12 protein-coding genes and 6 pseudogenes are annotated in these 16,840 nt (G+C 58.5%); 11 read left to right on the plus strand and 7 right to left on the minus strand.

Annotated features, from left to right (window positions below):
- The first annotated feature begins 94 nt into the window (after positions 1–94).
- The 9 genes and pseudogenes from BM228_RS25770 to BM228_RS25815 all read left to right on the plus strand — a co-directional run.
- Positions 95–1,702, plus strand: coding sequence for an HAD-IIIC family phosphatase (locus BM228_RS25770; RefSeq protein WP_092045063.1), 1,608 nt, complete (start codon positions 95–97; stop codon positions 1,700–1,702).
- Positions 1,668–1,982 carry a hypothetical protein gene (locus BM228_RS25775; protein WP_092045064.1) on the plus strand — a complete coding sequence of 105 codons (315 nt, stop codon included), beginning with the start codon at positions 1,668–1,670 and terminating at the stop codon, positions 1,980–1,982. Before BM228_RS25770 ends, BM228_RS25775 begins: the two co-directional genes overlap by 35 nt.
- The gene (locus BM228_RS25780) at positions 1,975–3,012 is read left to right on the plus strand and encodes a 3-oxoacyl-ACP synthase III family protein (protein ID WP_092045066.1); all 1,038 of its coding nucleotides are present in this window, start codon (positions 1,975–1,977) and stop codon (positions 3,010–3,012) included. Before BM228_RS25775 ends, BM228_RS25780 begins: the two co-directional genes overlap by 8 nt.
- Positions 3,012–3,239: a hypothetical protein gene (locus BM228_RS25785; RefSeq protein WP_092045067.1), complete on the plus strand. Its 228-nt coding sequence runs from the start codon at positions 3,012–3,014 to the stop codon at positions 3,237–3,239. The genes BM228_RS25780 and BM228_RS25785 overlap by 1 nt, the downstream gene beginning before the upstream one ends.
- Positions 3,240–3,248: 9 nt before the next feature.
- Positions 3,249–3,971, plus strand: a complete 723-nt coding sequence (locus tag BM228_RS25790; protein WP_092045069.1) for an SDR family NAD(P)-dependent oxidoreductase — start codon at positions 3,249–3,251, stop codon at positions 3,969–3,971.
- Between the two features lie 13 nt (positions 3,972–3,984).
- Entirely contained in the window at positions 3,985–4,632 is a 648-nt protein-coding gene (locus BM228_RS25795; RefSeq protein ID WP_092045071.1) for an LbetaH domain-containing protein, read from the plus strand.
- Positions 4,633–5,367: 735 nt separating this feature from the next.
- Entirely contained in the window at positions 5,368–6,351 is a 984-nt protein-coding gene (gene gmd / locus BM228_RS25800; RefSeq protein WP_092039535.1) for a GDP-mannose 4,6-dehydratase, read from the plus strand.
- A 100-nt stretch (positions 6,352–6,451) separates the two neighbouring features.
- Positions 6,452–9,277, plus strand: a complete 2,826-nt coding sequence (locus tag BM228_RS34075; RefSeq protein ID WP_139234204.1) for a glycosyltransferase — start codon at positions 6,452–6,454, stop codon at positions 9,275–9,277.
- A gap of 113 nt (positions 9,278–9,390) precedes the next feature.
- A pseudogene (locus BM228_RS25815) lies at positions 9,391–9,627 on the plus strand (helix-turn-helix domain-containing protein); the annotation flags it as partial.
- On the opposite strand, the pseudogene BM228_RS25820 reads toward BM228_RS25815, so the two are convergent.
- From BM228_RS25820 to BM228_RS36155, 3 genes and pseudogenes are all read right to left on the minus strand, one after another.
- Positions 9,554–9,928 (minus strand): annotated as a pseudogene (locus BM228_RS25820) (integrase core domain-containing protein); the annotation flags it as partial. The pseudogenes BM228_RS25815 and BM228_RS25820 overlap by 74 nt on opposite strands.
- A 29-nt stretch (positions 9,929–9,957) precedes the next feature.
- A pseudogene (gene tnpC, locus BM228_RS25825) lies at positions 9,958–11,246 on the minus strand (IS66 family transposase).
- Between the two features lie 12 nt (positions 11,247–11,258).
- Entirely contained in the window at positions 11,259–11,423 is a 165-nt protein-coding gene (locus BM228_RS36155; RefSeq protein ID WP_425284996.1) for a hypothetical protein, read from the minus strand.
- Between the two features lie 157 nt (positions 11,424–11,580).
- Between BM228_RS36155 and BM228_RS25835 the strand changes: the two genes are divergently transcribed.
- On the plus strand, positions 11,581–12,843 hold the full coding sequence (locus BM228_RS25835) for a glycosyltransferase family 61 protein (protein WP_139234205.1): 1,263 nt from the start codon (positions 11,581–11,583) through the stop codon (positions 12,841–12,843).
- Positions 12,844–13,233: 390 nt separating this feature from the next.
- Positions 13,234–13,653: pseudogene (locus BM228_RS25840) on the plus strand (ATP-binding protein); the annotation flags it as partial.
- Positions 13,654–14,061: 408 nt separating this feature from the next.
- Here BM228_RS25840 and BM228_RS25845 read toward each other — a convergent pair.
- From BM228_RS25845 to BM228_RS25860, 4 genes and pseudogenes are all read right to left on the minus strand, one after another.
- The gene (locus BM228_RS25845; RefSeq protein WP_092045076.1) at positions 14,062–14,967 is read right to left on the minus strand and encodes a glycosyltransferase family 17 protein; all 906 of its coding nucleotides are present in this window, start codon (positions 14,965–14,967) and stop codon (positions 14,062–14,064) included.
- Positions 14,968–15,175: 208 nt separating this feature from the next.
- Positions 15,176–15,563, minus strand: a pseudogene (locus BM228_RS25850) (integrase core domain-containing protein); the annotation flags it as partial.
- Between the two features lie 37 nt (positions 15,564–15,600).
- Positions 15,601–16,360, minus strand: a pseudogene (locus BM228_RS25855) (IS5 family transposase).
- A 78-nt stretch (positions 16,361–16,438) separates the two neighbouring features.
- Positions 16,439–16,840, minus strand: a 402-nt coding sequence (locus BM228_RS25860; RefSeq protein ID WP_280142356.1) for a carbohydrate-binding domain-containing protein, incomplete at its 5' end; no start/stop codon positions are given.

Consider the following 16,840-nt stretch of genomic DNA (forward strand, 5'->3'; position numbering starts at 1 on the left):
TCGCAAGAGGGCGGCGCTCGCACATGAGGTATGGGGCCGGTCGATTGCCGGAGGGCAGGCATTCCTTCGAGTGTCGCAAGGACCGGTATTGAGGATGAACACGGCTCGCGTCCTGTCGCTCGGTTTCGTTGGAAACGTGGTCACTAACCCGTTCGGGAAGGTGATGGGCCGCCTCGCGGATCTCGCCCAGGTGGCGTGCGAGCATTTCGCGATCGGTCAGATCGAGCAGGTCCTGGCGGGCCCGGCCTCCGTCGACACCCTCATCGTCCATCTCGATCATCGCTGGTTCTTCGATGTCGCCCCGGACGAGGCGGCGATCGCACGCGCCCGGACGCTGGCCGAGCTGGTCTCGGGCCGCCTCGCGCGGGCGTCCGGGACGATCATCCTCAACACCGTGCCGTTTGTGCCGGTCTCCTCGGTGGAGAGCGACCTCCACGGGCAGCTGGACGCCTTGGCCCGCATCAACGCGGTGCTGTTCGAACTCGCCCGCGCCAACGAGCGCGTCAGCGTCATCGACGCGGCGGGAGCTCTGGCACAGCTCGGCTTCGCCAACGCGCTGCGCGAGCGCAACCGGTACATGTACCAGATGCCCTATGCCCCGGCTGCCGTGGATGCGCTGGTCGAGCACTATGCCGACGCCATCGCGGCCCGGCTGCGGGCCCGCCGGAAGGTTGTGGTGGTCGATGCCGACAACACCCTCTGGGGCGGCGTCGTGGGCGAAGATGGTGTCGAGAACCTCGAGGTCGACAGCGACTATCCCGGGATCGTTCACACCCAGCTCCAGCGGCAGCTGCTGCGCTTGAAGAGCCTCGGCATCCTGCTCTGCGCGGTCACGAAGAACAATGACGCGGATTTCCGCTCGGTGTTCGAGCAACGGGCGATGCCGCTGCGCCTCGACGATTTCATCGCCTATCGCAGCAACTGGTCGGAGAAGAGCGACAACATCCGCGAGCTCGCCGAGACGCTCAATCTCGGCCTGGATAGCTTCGTCTTCATCGACGACAACCCGTTCGAGATCGAGGAAGTCCGCGCCCGGCTGCCCGGCGTCGAATGCCACCTGTTCGACCGGACCCGCCCGGAGCAGGCGCTGACCCTGCTCGACGGGATCGCGTCCCTGCGGGCCCGGAACGTCACCGCGGAAGATCTGTCGAAGACCGAGCAGTATCGCGGCGAGGCGCAGCGGCAAGAACTGCAGCGCTCGGCTGCCTCCATGGACGAGTATCTCGCCTCCCTGGACATCCGCCTGCACATCACCCGCAACAATCCCGGCGCGCTCCGGCGCGTCGCGCAGCTCATCAACAAGACCAACCAGTTCAACCTCACCACTCGGCGCTACACCGAGGACGAGGTCGCCACCGCGATGCGCGAGGGCGGCGTCTACGCGGCCCGGGTCGTCGACCGCTTCGGCGATATGGGCGTCGTCGGCGTCGCCATCGTCCGGGGCGGCGAACTCGAGACGTTCCTGATGAGCTGCCGGGCGCTCGGGCGCCGCATTGAGAGCCAAGTCCTGCGCTACGTCTGCCGGGAAGAGGCCGACCCGGCGCTGAGGGCACGCTATCGCCCCAGCGCCAAGAACCGGATGGTCGAGACCTTCCTGGACGAGAACGGGTTCGCGCTCATCGGCTCTGGCCCAGAGGGCAAGGCCTATCGATTGACCCGAGGACCGGATGACACTGCCTACATCCACATCGTCGCCGAGTGAGCACGCTGCCGCGACGGCCGCCCGCACCACGCTGGACCGCCTGGTCGAGACCTGGGGCCGGCCGGAGCTGAGCGGTCTCGGCCCCGAGGACGACCTCTACGAGCGGATCGACTCCTTCGCGGTGGTCGAGCTGCTGCTGGAGACCGAGTCCGAGGTCGAGAAGGCGGTCGGGCGCTACGTCCCGCTGGCCGACGAGAGCATCCTCGACAGCACCCGCTCGCCCCTGCGCCGGCTCCAGAGCTGGTTCGACTACGTCGCACAGGCCGTGGCCCGTGGCTGAGCTGCGGTTCCGGCACGCCGGGATCGCCGGCCTCGTCACGACGGTCGGCGGCCGGGCGCTCGCCTTCGACGCCGAGGCGGCGGATCTCGGGATGTCCCCCGAGGAGGCCGAGCGGCTCAAGCGCGCGATGGGCTTCACCACCCGCCACGTTGTGGTGCGCGACGACACCACCACCGCCGACCTCTGCCTCAACTCGGCCCGGGACCTCCTGCGCGGCCTCGACCTTCAGCCGGCGGATCTCGACGGGTTGATCCTGGTCACCCAGACCCCCGATTACAGCTCGCCCTCGACCGCGATCTCGATGCAGCATCGCCTCGGCATGCGCACCGACACGCTCTGCTTCGACATGCGGCTGGGCTGCAGCGGCTTCGTTTACGGGCTTTCGGTCGCCTACAGCCTGGTCGAATCCGGGCTGAGCCGCGTGCTCCTCTGCGTCGGCGACGTCGCGAGCCGCATGGTCGCCAAGGACGACCGCTCCATCACCCCGATCATGGGCGATGCCGGCGCCGCCGTTCTGATCGAGCGGCGCGAGACCGAGAGCGTATTCCAGCTCCACAGCGACGGCTCCGGCGAGAAGGCCCTGTTCATCCCGCATAGTGGCCTGCGCGCGGATCCCGAGGATGCGGACAAGCCGGCCTCCATGCACATGGACGGCGCGCAGGTGTTCAACTTCTCCCTAAAGCGTGTGCCGTCTCTGGTCACCGACATCCTCGCGGCCGCCGGGATGGGCCCCGAGGAGCCGGACTTCTACGTCCTGCACCAGCCGAACAAGTACATTCTCAAGAACCTGCAACGGCGCCTGGGGCTCGACGACGGCAAGCTTCCCTCAGGCACGCAATCCGTCTACGGAAACCAGAACTCTGCCTCGATCCCCGGAACGATCTCGGGCTTCCTGGCGGACGCGTTCGCGCACCGGCCCCTGCGCGCGGTGCTGGCGGGGTTCGGCGTCGGTCTGAGCTGGGGCGCGTGCGCGCTCAGCACCGATCGGATCTATGCCCCGCCCGTTTTGAAGTTCGAGGAGATCGCGTGATGACCGAGGCTGGGTTCCTGGACGAGCTCGGCGCGATCCTGGATCAGCCGGGGCCGCTCGCGCGCGGCCAGAAGCTGGGTGAGATCGAGACCTTCGACTCCCTCGGCATCCTCAACATCATGGCCCTGTTCGACACGCTTGGTCTCGAGGTGGAGCCGTCGCGAATCGCGGAGGCCGCGACCACCGACGATCTTCTCGGCATCGCTGGCGCGAAGCTGCAGGCCTGAGGCCGGGTCATGGCGGAACCCGCGGGACATATTCTCGTCGTCGGAGCCAGCAGTGGCATAGGCCGGGCCGTCGCCGAGCGCTTCGCCAGGCAAGGGGCTGTGACCGCCCTCGCTCGCCGGGCGGACCGCCTAGCCGTACTGGCCGAGGCCGGTATCGCCACGATCGCTGCAGACGTCACCGACCTCGCCGCTATTGCTGGAACCCTGCAGGCAGCGGTCGCGGAACGCGGGCTGCTGACCGGACTCGTCTATTGCGCCGGCGTGCAAGTCATAAAGCCGATGCGCAGCCTGAGTGTGGAGGAGGTCCAGCGCCTCTACACCACGAACCTTGTGGCTCCGACACTGTTCGCCGCCGCGTTCGGCAATGCCCGGATCTCGACGCGCGACGCGGTCTTCTGCGCCGTCTCTTCGGTGGCCGCCCAGCGGCCGGAGCCGGCCATTGTCCCCTACGCGGCCTCTAAGGCGGGGCTCGACGCACTGATCCGCGGCCTCGCCCGGGAGCTCGCTCCTCGTCGCGCGGTCGGGGTCGCGCCGGGCTGGCTCGATACCGAGATGACCCAGGCGCATGCGCGGCTCTATGGCGAGGGCTTCAAGGAGGTACTGGAGAAGCGCAGCCCGACGGGCGCAGCCACTGTTGCGTCGGTGGTCGAAGCCATCGCTTTCCTGATGTCGCCGCAGGCGCGGCACGTGACCGGCGAGATCCTCCGGGTCGATGGCGGAGCGTCCCTATGAAGGGTGGACTCACGTGACGGCTGACGCCAAGCGCCTCGCTCTGATCGGCGGAGGCGGCTTCTCCAAGGAGATCGCCGAAGTCGCGCAGATGTGCGGCTACACGGTGGACGCGACCTATTCGAGCCAGCCGAGCGCGCAGGTCGGCACCTACCGGGGCTATCTCGCCGAACTCCTGGCCGACCGTGCCGCTTACGCTGGCGTCGCCATGGCAGTGGGCGGGGTGAGCCGGGCGGCGATCCAGGCGCGGGCCGAGATCATCGCGTGGCTCGACCAACATGCTCTGCCCTGCCCTTCTTTGGTGTCGCCGCATGCGATCGTCAGTCAGGGCGTGACTCTGGGCGCGGGCGCCTTCGTGGCACACGGGGTGATCGTCAACATCGATGCGCGGCTTGGGCGGTTCTGCGTGATCAACACCGGCGCGATCATCGGCCATGACGCGGAGATCGGCGACAACACGACAATCTCGCCGTCGGCGTTCATCGGTGGGCGCTGCATGATCGGGGCGGACGGGCTCGTGGGGCCGCTCGCCAAGGTACTGCAGGGGCTTACGGTCGGGCAGCGGGCGATGATAGGCATGGGCTGCACTGTGCTGCGCGCGGTGCCCGATGATGCAGCAGTTTGGCCTAAACCGGATAACCCGGTCGTAGCGGATCGCGATTGAATCGATCCAAGGCCGGATGAGCTGCACGTCAGTTTTCTGGTTCGAGTTACTCCGTGCATATCTTTAACGCATGGGCGGGGCGGTCCAGGGTTGCCCGACGTCGAAAGCTCTTGTTGTGCTAAAAATCGACTAAAAGATCAGCGCAATCCAAGCGGACCCGCGTTGCACGTCCCATGACCGCTCTCCCTTCGCGCACTTCGCCGTCCGCCAATCATACGGTTCTCGGGCCTCCGACCTACCCGATCGCCCGAATGGTGCAGGTCATCACGAGCCCTACACTTCCTGCCGGTGCCGATCGGCCTGGACCTCAGCCACAAGTTGTTGCTGCTGAATGATCGCTCTAGCCTCCCGTTCAGCGTCGCTGTAAAGCGCTTCGCTCACGTACGACGGCGGTTTGCCGTAGGCAAAGATCTCGAACAGGATGGTGTCGATCTCGCAGAGCTTGCGAATGCACCAGCTGTCGTGATCTCAGGTTTCCGACCGGGCGGCCGTAGTACCAAAAACCAACCTAAGCGCTCGAGCCCGAACGCTTTCGATGAAGGTCCCCCTAGATCTAAGCGTTTGGCGTAACCGCTCGAGGCGGCGGTACGTTGTCTTAGTTCAGGGATCGACCAGTCAGCGTTGTATTTAGGCATCAGCCGACTGCATGATAGGCTTGCCAACAGTGCAACTCAAACTTGACGCAAACCTACCCTGGGTCGTAGCAGCCGGGCATCACGGGGACGGGACGGATTCATGACGGGCAAGCGCGCGCTGATCACGGGGGTGACGGGCCAGGACGGCGCGTACCTGGCGCAGCTGCTGCTGCAGAAGGGCTACGCGGTCACCGGCATCGTGCGGCGCTCCAGCCATGCCGGCGTCTTCGACCACAGGTTGAAGTGGCTCGGCATCCTCGACGATGTCGAACTCGTGGACGGCAACTTGTTGGATCAGTCGGCGCTGCTGCGCATCGTCCAGGCCGCCAAGCCCGACGAGATCTACAACCTCGCCGCCCAGTCCTTCGTCACCTCGTCCTGGCAGCAGCCCCTGCTCACCGGCCAGGTGACGGGCCTTGGCGCGGTCCATATGCTCGAATGCCTGCGCTCGGTCGCCCCCCAGGCCCGGTACTACCAGGCGTCGACCTCGGAGATGTTTGGCCTGATCCAGGAGGCGCAGCAGAGCGAGACGACGCCGTTCTACCCGCGCTCGCCCTACGGCGTGGCCAAGCTCTACGCCCATTGGATGACGATCAACTACCGGGAAAGTTTCGGGCTGCACGCCTCGAACGGCATCCTGTTCAATCACGAAAGCCCGCTGCGGGGCGTGGAGTTCGTCACCCGCAAGGTCACGGACGCGGTGGCGCGGATCAAGCTCGGCAAGCAGAAGGAGCTGCGGCTGGGCAACATCGACGCCAAGCGCGACTGGGGCCACGCCCGGGACTACGTGCAGGCGATGTGGCTGATGCTGCAGCAGGACAAGCCGGACGACTACGTCATCGCCACCGGCCGAACGACGACGGTGCGGGACATGTGCGTGATCGCGTTCAAGCATGTTGGGCTGAACATCGATGACCACCTGGTGATCGACCCAGCGTTCTTCCGCCCGGCGGAGGTGGAGGTGCTGCTGGGCAATCCGGCCAAGGCCAAGGCGACCTTCGGCTGGGAGGCTCAGACCAGCCTCGAAGCGCTGATCACCGAGATGGTCGACGCCGACATCAAACGCCTCAGCGCCAACGCCTGACCGACAGCGGTTCGGCACGTCTGCTATATAGCACTAACGCGAGTATCAGTAGAAATCGAATAGTTTAGGTCCATAGTCAAATAAAAGCGCAAGGCTTAACATGCTCAGGGGACGACTTGAATTTATTGACCAGCATCGCGTAGTCGGCTGGGCATATGACGACAATAATTCCGACGCAGTTCAAAAAGTTGAATTGTTCGTCGATGGTAAAAAGGTCGCAACTGAGATCGCGTATTTATATCGCGCCGACCTCAAAGAAGCTAAAGTTGGAGACGGTTACCACGGATTTGCGATACAAATACCTTCTTATCTCCGTGACGGGGAAACGCACGAGGTTGAGGTGCGCTGCACCGAAGTCAACGATCAATCTCTCGAGAACAGCATTTTCAGAACCATTATACCCTTTGAGAATTCCCAGGTCCCTCAGGCAGAAGCTGAAGACATAGAATTAAAGATATTCGACATCGATTATTACACTATACAGGCAGGACCGACGGATAACCCGCTGCAACATTACAAGCGCATTGGATGGAAGCTTGGCTATGATCCCAACGTATTGTTCTCAACAAATTATTACATCAAAAACGTTGGTCGCCCCATTGCGACAGATCCACTTACTGACTTTTGCTTGAACGGGTCGAAGTTTTGGTCTGAAGTACATCCCCTGTTTGACGTTAAAGAATACCTTAGGATTAGATCAGATATCATACAGTATAACTTGCATCCCCTGGTGCATTACCTAAAATACGGTTGGAACGAAGATGTTCAGGCTTTCAGAATTTTCGACGCAAATTATTATAAATCTCAATTTCCCGAGTTGGAAAAAATCAATCAGATCGACCTTGAACCCGGGGGCGCTATAGCTCACTACCTTAAGTTTGGATGGAATAAGGGTAAAAAACCTCATCTCCTATTTGATCCACTTTTTTTTGCAAAGCTTGCAAAGCTTCCAAAAAATACTGAACCTCTGAGTTTCCTAATGGCTGCATGCCTGGAGAATAGAGAGTTTCAACCAACGTGTGACGATGAGCTGCATGATTGTGATACAAGTATAATCGTTTTAAATTTGAATAAGTCCGTGATCACCCTTCAGTGCTTGTACTTCTTACACCTGCACACGGACAAAAAAGCCGTCGAGGTAATCGTGTTCGATAACGGCTCGAGCGGTCATCAATTCAAGCTGCTGTCAGAATTTGGTATAAACTTTCGTCTCATAAGAAGCGATAGAAATCTCGGCTTCGGCGAAGGCAACAATATTGCTGCGGAGTCTGCTATAGGTAAAAATCTTGTTTTTATTAACAATGATGTATTTGTAACACAGGGCTGGTTTGAACCTTTGATCCTAAGTCTTGAAGATCCCTCAATAGGGGGCGTGGGGCCTACTTTTTTTTATCCTAATGGGGTTCTTCAGGAAGCTGGAGGGTTTGTGTTTGATGACGGAACCGTGCATCAACGTGGGAAAGGGTTGCCCGCCTCGAGCACGTTTTATTGCCAGCCTGAGTATGTAACTTATATCTCAGCAGCCACCTTTGCTGTGCGAAAACAAGTCTTTCTTGATGTGCTTGGGTTCGACTTGATGTGGGATCCTGCGTATTATGAGGACGTGGATTTATGTTTGAAAATCCAAGCATTGGGACTGCATATAAAACATGAACCAAAATCGAAAGTTTTTCACCTTGAGGGAGCGACCTCGACGGATTCGGACTTGCGGCTGGATAACGTTGTCGCAGCAAATAGATTGAAGTTTGTTCAGCGATGGCAGAAATCGCTTATCGAGGGTTTGGCTAAATCTAATTTGAATTTTGGTATGCCGAAGTACAGCCATCATGGTGCTAGAGGGCTGCCTTTATTGGCGTTATTTACTCCATACCCGCTTGCTCTTGGGGGAGGCGAGAGATATATATTGTCTATCGCGCATGCCCTGAAGGACGAATACGATTGCGTATTGTTTGCGCCTCGATCTACAAGTCGAATTCGGCTGCTCACAATGGGACGCGAATTCAACCTCGATCTTGAGCATGTCGAATGTGCAAACTGGGATGACAGAGGGTTGTATGATCAGCCCGCTTTGTTCTTTAGCATGGGCAACGAGGTTGTTCCCTTTGCGGAAGCGATCGGCAAGAAGAATTTTTTCATTTGCCAGTTTCCATTTCCAATTTCATCTTTTGAGCTTGCGAGAAGCTGGGGAAAAATAGATTCTTACGATGCTATAATATTATATTCTGATTTTGCGAAAATTTCCTATGAATCTGTTGCTGCAAGTTTAAAATTGGACTCAAAACAGCTTTATATAATAAATCCTGCTGTTGAGTTAATCCAAAGAAATTTTTCGCGATCTGAAGTGGCGAAAATTGTAAATGTTGGAAGATTTACTCCGAATGGGCATTGTAAAAGACAGGATGTAATGATTGAGGTGTTCAAGGATATTGCGGAGATAGTTGATCGCCCTCTAGAACTTCACCTCGCCGGAAGCCTAGGGGGCGACAATGACGCGCGTGAGTATTTCTCTCAGTTGAGGGCTATGAGCGAAGGTTTGAACGTACATTTTCACGTAAACGTCTCCGCCAAGGAGCTTGAAAATCTATATCTTCGATCTGATATTTATTGGCATATTACTGGCATAAATGATAGTTTTCTACTCAATCCAGAGAAATATGAACACTTTGGCATTACGGTTGTGGAAGCAATGAGTGCAGGATGTATTCCGATTGTCCTCGGACGTGGAGGGCCTGCTGAGATTGTCAAAGATGGAGTTAGCGGTTTGCATGTGTATGATAGAAGAGGGCTGCTAAGTTCCACTGTCGCCCTGCTTGAGCAAGTGCCAGAAAAGATCGCAGCTTACAGAACTGCTGCTGTCAAACGCTCGAAAGATTTTAGCTATGGTAAGTTTTATGAGGTCTTAAGGCGCCTAACGGAGCAACAATGAGCGTGGTTTTTAGCGTTATTTTGGAATGGCCAGACCGCTTTTTCGCGATGATTTCTAGTGTACTGATGCGGTCAGAGGCGTCGCGCGGTGGGTGATGCATGCGAGTCTGGGCAATGGCTCAGACCGTCTGCGTTCTCCTGGATGATGCCATCAAATCAGCGGTTGCGGCGATCGCGGGCGATCGATCTCGGCCTCTCAAGCACATCCTGCGGGCGCGGATCGTCCTGCTCTCCGCCGAGCGCGTGACCGTGAAGAAAGTGGCTCGGCGGGCCGGCGTCAGCCGGCCCGCGGTCTGGCGCTGGCAGCAGCGCTTTGCCGAAGAGGGCGTCGAAAGGCTGCGGCGCGACAAGCCCCTGACCTGTATTTTGGACCGGGCCAGTTGCGAGGCCACTGCATGGTCGCGCCCATGGGTAGCCGGAAGTCCAGATCCGGGAAGCTGAGGGGCGCGGGCGGCCGATAGTCCAGCGAAGAATGGGGTCCGACGCGGTTATAGGTGTTCTGCCAGAGGCCGATTACGATCTGTGCCTTTTGCCGCGAGTAGAATATCTCCTGACGCAGTCACTCGTCGCGCAGCTTGCCGTTGAAGCTCTCACAGTACCCGTTCTCCCACGGCGAGCCGGGTGCGATGTACTGGATCTGCAGACCAGTTTTGTAATTACCCACCCCTGTGGCGGCGTGATTTAGGCGCTGACGGTTTTGAGGATGGTAGCGAAGGGGCTGGTACCGGTGAAGGCGGGCGGTATCGACGACGATGCGGATGTCGGCCTCGCCCTCGGCAGCCCACATCGCGCGGTAGCCATTGGTCATCTTGCGCTGGATGACGGAGGGACGCAGCAGCCTCTCCGAGCCGTTGTTGGTCGGCTCGACCGAACCGGGGTGGGCGAGGAACACCAAGAGCTGACCGTGGACTCGGCCGATCTTGGCCTGCAGATCGCGGGTCAAGTCGCAGCGGCTCGGTGTGGCGAGGATGGCCCCGAGTTGTCGATCCAGGCTCCGGCGCTGGGCGGCGAGTGTCGAGGTAGCCAAGGTGGTGACGCGCTCGGCCAAAGCGAACACGGATTGCAGCCAGAGCTGCAGGCGCCAGGGCACCGGATCGTCGCTCGCCTCGACGACGTAGGCGACGTCGCGGGCGAGATGGGCGAGGCAGGTCTGGTGTTCGGCGGCATGACCCTGCTGGGCGGTGTAGCGATCCGAGATCCACACCGCGGGCCGGTGGCCGTCCATCATCTCCCGCACTACGACAGCGCCCCGCGTCGGCGAGGCGGTGTGCACCACCGCGTCGGCCGCATGGAACACCCAATGGAAGGCGTTGCTGCCCTCGATGCGCACGCCGGTCTCGTCCGAGGCGACCACCGCGGCCCGGCGTAGCGTCGACACGGCCTTCTCGCGACCGGAGCGGAAGCGGCCCTGCGCGCGCTGGAGCAGGTTCATCAGCCCGCCCTGGCTGAGCGTAAGACCGAACACATCCGACAAGGCCGCCTGGAGCCGTTCGTAGGACAGCGCCTGAAACGTCTTGAGATAGGTCGCCACCGCATGCAGCCGCGGGCCGAACGGGGTGCCACGCGCTGCCTCCGGAACCGGCGCGACCACGCGTGCCCCGCAGGTCGGGCGCTGCACGGCCAGCCGTCGATGCTGGGTGACGATCGGCATCACCGCCGGCAGCTCGATCCGCTCGGAGACGCTGACGACCTCGGCGGAAAGATCCTCGTGCAGGGCGCCACCGCAGCACGCGCAGCGGTTGGGACGATGCTCGACGACCACGTCGGGATCCGCGCTCATCACGCGGCTGTGGCCTTCGTGCCCGGGCTTGGCCTAGTCGCGGCGCTCCTTACGGTCGGTCGACGGTGGCTTCGAGGACGTGCGCGAGGTCTTGTCCGGACGCTGCAGACGCAGCACCACCTCATCCTGAGCTTGTCGAAGGATCGATCAGCTCCTCGCGGCTCAACCGCTCAAGATCGCTGCGCCCCATCCTACGAAGGAATCAGCGAAACCCGACCCGCGCAAGGGCCTGGGTAATTACCGTTGGGGTGTAGCGGTTTGCCTCCGTCTCCATCTTCGCGAGAGCCAGCTTCGAGGTTCGATCAATAGCGAGGAGAAGGTAGAGCGTGCGTTCCTTAATCCTGACCTCGGCAATGTCGATGTGCATGTAGCCGATAGCGTAGTCAACGATGCGATTCTGCTTGTGCCTGCCGGTTTCATCTCGTTCAAAATATTGGAGGCATGGCAGATGGGATAGCAGGATGACGGCTAGCAAATTCGAAAGGCCGGCGGTATCATTCTTTTGCTACCGCAGAGCTGCTTAAGTGGGTGGATTATCGAGGCTGACGCATGTGCGGAATACACATCCAGCGCCGCAAGCGGCTTTGCTTGGATATTGGTTTCTGGTCATGCATGTCTCGGCCATTTTCGAAAGTAAAAAGACCGTGAATGATGCAAGATACCTTGTCTTAAGTGATGGTCTTGTTGGCCCATGCTCTCCGGACGAAGCGCAGAGAAGCTGGCTACACGGCTTCTTCGGCGGCGTTTATGACCGCAATAATCAGTTCGTAGATATGTCGATTACAACCCGAGGGCATGGGTTACCAGTAATATATAAGAATGATAGCGTGGAATTGAATGGTAACTACGAATATATAGACGGAAATTGCCTGTACTGTGGGCCTATATTTGATCATTTTGGGCATTTTTTGCTCGAGACGACCGCTCGATTATGGCCGATGGTTGAGGGGAGATTTGACAGGTTTATTTTTCAGCTCCCAGGCGGCGAAAAATTGACACTAAGTGACTATCAGCGATATTTTTTCAGTGAATTGGGCATTTTGGATAAAATTATTGTAACCGGCAATGGCATTCGAGCTAAAAAATTAACTATTCCTTCACAGGCCTCCATTCTACTGAATTGTATGCTGCCCGAATTTACTGCGGCGTTTGATATTATAGGGTCGCGCCACAGGGATAAGGTGGGTTTGAATAAAAATATTTATATTTCAAGAAGTAAGATTGATATTGGTAGAGTAGTAGGCGAGGAACTACTTGAGAGCGCTTTTGCCATTTCTGGATTCGATGTTATTCATCCACAAGAGCTGAGTCCGCGCGAGCAGATTGAAGTCTTTAGCTGCGCAGAGCATCTTGTTGGGTTTCAAGGTTCCGGACTTCACAATGTTCTGTTTGCCCGTGACGGCGTAAAGTGCACAATGTTCGTGAGAGACTCGTTGCAGTTGGACACTTATAACAACATCGACAAGGTTCGAAGGGTAAATTCTGCTCATATATTTGATGTTTTGTATGAAGAAAGCTTCAAACCATTTCCCGATAGGGGGCCTTTTTGCATCGACCTAGAAAAAACAAAGGCTGCTCTGAATGACGTCGGATTGCGAGACGTAGCTGAAATTCTTAGGGCTGTTTCGCAACGCGATCTTCTGGACCATTACGCCGCAGAATGGACATACACGGCCGTCTCCCTGATGAGGCATGACGAAATGACAGCAGCTGCCACCTTCGAGCAAGCGCGGCATGTAGTTCTTCATAGCCGCACTCTGCTTCTGAACTCGCTAATCGGCAGATAACGGGCGCACCTTTTCGTCAACGCGTGATCGCGACCTGAAACGCGTAGAGGCACTCATCCAGCGGCAGGAGCGTATGTCGGCGAAGTGCCACCACGACCGCCTAATCCTTGGGTGACAGCACCGCTGAACGTGGATCCTTCAGACCCATGCGCTGGTCGCCGACCCATGTGCGTTGCCTCCACTTGGCGACCGTCTTCTGGTTGATCCTGTAGCAATTCGTGAGCGCCCTTAGGCATGCTTGACGATACCGGATTGTACGACGGGCCGTCTAGTATTTCGGAGTGTAACTACCCATGCGGTTCGTGATGCGGGTTTGGGAAGGGTGTTGCGGCTGCGGCGTCGAACGTGGGCGAGGCCCTTGTGCGAGGCTAATTTCGCTGATTCTTAGTGGGTGTGGGCAAGAGTTGGCTGGCCTGCGCGCTCGGGCACAAGGCCTGCCGGGACGACCTCTCGGTGCTGTACTACCGGGTCCCGCGCCTGTTTGCGGCGCTCAGCCTCGCGCGTGGCGATGGTCGCTACGGCCGGCTGCTGCGCCAAGTTGCGAAGGTGAACCTGCTGATCCTGGACGATTGGGGCCCCGAGCCACTCCTGCTCGAACAGGCGCGCGATCTCCTGGAGATCGTCGAGAACCGCTACGACGCCGGTTCGACCCTGATCACCAGCCAGGTGCCGGTCGATCGCTGGTACGAGATCATCGGCATCCCCACGCTCGCCGATGCCGTCCTCGACCGGCTGGTGCACAACGCCAACCGCATTGAGCTCGCCGGCGAAAGCCTGCGCAAACGCAAGGAGGCCGAGCCGACCGCTTGACCTGTTGAACCGACCTCATGATCTTCACCCCAGACCCGCGGGAGTGCCCCGTCGCTGGCCGGCGTCAGATCGGACCGGTGGCCGGCTTCGCCTCGGGATGACGACCGGCTTCAAATCGGAAACCCCGGCCGGCTTCGTCGGAATACGCAGCGAAAATTTTTGATGCTATTGTTGAGCATTCCTGTTGCACCGATAGTTTGCCAGGGGTGATTCACGAAATTTTTAATAGATATTCGTTAGCGATGATGCGATATATTGAAGGCAGGCAATGATTTTTTTCGGTTCCAGCCTTGGATATGATGCTTGGAAGAGCTGGCTGCACGGCTTCTTCAACGGTGTCTACGACCGCACGCATGCCTACCCAATAGCAGGCGTGCCAATTTTCCCGAATTATAACGAATTCGTGGTTTAGGGCTGACGATTTCTGAGGAGTTTCGCAAATTTCTGCGGGTTATATCGGATGATGGATGGCAGTTCCGTTAAATCCACGAGTTCCCATCTTCCGTCGCCGCCAAATTTGTCTTTGCCTGCCGCAACAAGATCTTCGAGATTGATTGATGATAGAAACTGATCATTATTAAATTCTTGATGTGAAAACGATCGAATTTTCTGTTTGATGCTTTCCAAATCACACGCATATGAAAAATGCCATCCGGATTCCTCCAATCTAGTGCATTGATGGCCATGTAATCTGATGTCGTTGCGAAGATCATTGGGGCTTTTTTTTAGAAATACACGCTTCGAGGCTGCAATTGTCCAGATTTCGCGAAGGCCATAACCACCTATTTTTTTATAGTTTAAATAATAATAATATATTGGCATTGCCAATCCATAAATTTCGCTGCCGGGGCCCATTAACATCTTCTCCACTGTAATAAGGCGTGGTATTTCATCGACATCGCCTAGTATCACCAGGTCGCTATCGTGCGCTTCGGCAAGCCCGCGAATGACAGAATCACGTTGCCAAGCTTCGCGAACCCAAGGGTCATCTGTGTGTGGCATATCGTCAACTTTAACATGAATAATTTTGTGTCTATACTTTGCCAACTTGGTCTCTCCGAGATCTAATTTGTATTCTTTATTTTGCCCGCTGAACGTTTTATTTGCCTCAACAATTATATACTTATGAATCAATGTATCTATTTCGGACATTCTTATCACGAGCATGTCAAGCTCTCCATTATATGTTATGCAATCGAAAGCCCGCCTTATCCGAGGGCTGTCCTTGTAAAATCGCAGAACCTTTTTCTGGATATGTCGGCGTTCTAATTGATCCATAAAGTGCAAATAGTAATTTTTAAGAAGCTGCAGCATGGTTCCCGTCAGCTATGTCAAGCCAGGATGACGCTGCTGATAGCATGAAAAAACATTCGTCATTAGAGCGAAGAATCGGCATCAGGGCATTCATACCCCTGGAAGCACAGAAACGCCTGCCGCAGCGGATCGGGCAGTGGAGTTCACCCTGTTTGACCGAACAGGCAGCAGGGTCGGTTTAGGTACCTCGGCTGAGGAACACTGAGGGTCAGAGTATGCGCAGGCCGGAGTGCGGGTGGATGGTGTTGTAGTCCTCGAACCAAGCCGGCAGAAGCCGTATCACGGTCTCGGCGTCTGACATTTGGAGAGGTGGGCGTAGTCGCGCTTGAGCGTCTTCACAAACGCCTCCGCGATCCCGTTGCTCTGCGGCGAGCGCACCGGGGTGAAAAGCACCGCAGCTCGAGCGCGGCTGCCGTCTGTGCTGTCTCCTTGACGATGTAGGCAGAGGCGTTTTCGGACAGCCACTCGACCGCGTGCGGGGCCTTCGTCGCGCCGAACCGGTGCTCGCAGCAGGCGATCATCAGGTCGCAGACCCTCTCGGCCGAGATGCCCGTCGTGGTCGCCGACCACGCCATAATCTCACGCTCGCACCCGTCGCCCTGATCGTTACTCTAGGGTGTGGTGACGATTTAACTATTTGAGCCAGATGGCGATAGCAGCGAGCTTGACGAAGCCTATGAAGTTGCGAGGCAGCTTGTCGTATCGTATGGCGACCCGGCGGAAGTGCTTGAGCTTGGCGAAGAACCACTCGTTGCGATAGCGCTCCTTGTAAAGCTCGGCGTCATAGGCGCGCTGGACCTTGCGGTTGCGCTTGGGCGGGATGACGCAGTCGGAGCCAGCCCTCTCGACGCTGTCGCAGAAGTGGTCGGCGTTGTATCTCTCGTCGACCAGGGGCGCCTCGGCGGCGTATCCTTCGACGAGGTCGTGGGCGAAGGCGATGTCGTTGCGCTGCCCGGGCGAGCCGATCAGGCGGACCGGAAGCCCGAGGGCATCCGTTGCCGCATGGATCTTGGTGCTCAGTTCGCCCCTTGACCGACCCAGGCCCTGGGCCTCCGACCCCCCTTTTCCGTGCGGGCCCCGGCGGCATGCTGATGCGCGCGGACGATGGTCGAGTCGATCATCAGCCATTCCAGGTCGGCCTCACGCGCCAGCACCGCCAGCATCGTGTCGAGAACCCCATCTCGATCCAGCGAGAGTACCGCCGCTTCACCGACTGATACTGGCCCAGGTGTTCGGGCAGGTCACGCCAGCGCCCGCCCGAGCGCGCCATCCAAAGCAGCGCATCGAGGAACCGCCGGTTGTCAGTGCGCGGACCGCGCTTGCCTTTGGTCCCCCCGGGAACGAACGCCTTGATCCGCTCCCACTGATCGTCCCGAAGCGCGTCGCAGTTCATCGCCAACCTCTACGGTCAGCGTTGAATCCAATCTCAGATCAAACGGGAATCCCCACAGCGTTAAATCGTCACCAGGCCCTAATGAAAGAACGTGAAGTTCTGCGCGCCCTGGCCCGCCAGGGAGAGGTGAGCGTCGGCCACGGCCGCGCTACCGTACGTGGCGCTGTCGACATAAAGGTTACGATCCAAGCTGGCGCTGCCGCCCCAAGCGTCGTTGAGGAAGTTGACCGCGACGGTGTGACCGCCTGACGCCCAGTCGCCGTTCACCGTGACCGTGTCCGACTGACCGGCCGCGTGGGACGCGTGAGCCGTCAGGACACCGCCGATCTGCTTGCCGTCCACCGAGACGGTGTACTGCGCATCGCCCTGGTAGGCGTCCTGGCTGATGCGCAGAAGCAACTTATCCGACCCAGTGCCGATGCTCGTAGACGTGGGCGCTGAGGCGGCCGTATCGACGAACGTGAAGTTCTGCGCGCCCTG

This window comes from Methylobacterium pseudosasicola (assembly GCF_900114535.1).
Taxonomy (GTDB): domain Bacteria; phylum Pseudomonadota; class Alphaproteobacteria; order Rhizobiales; family Beijerinckiaceae; genus Methylobacterium; species Methylobacterium pseudosasicola.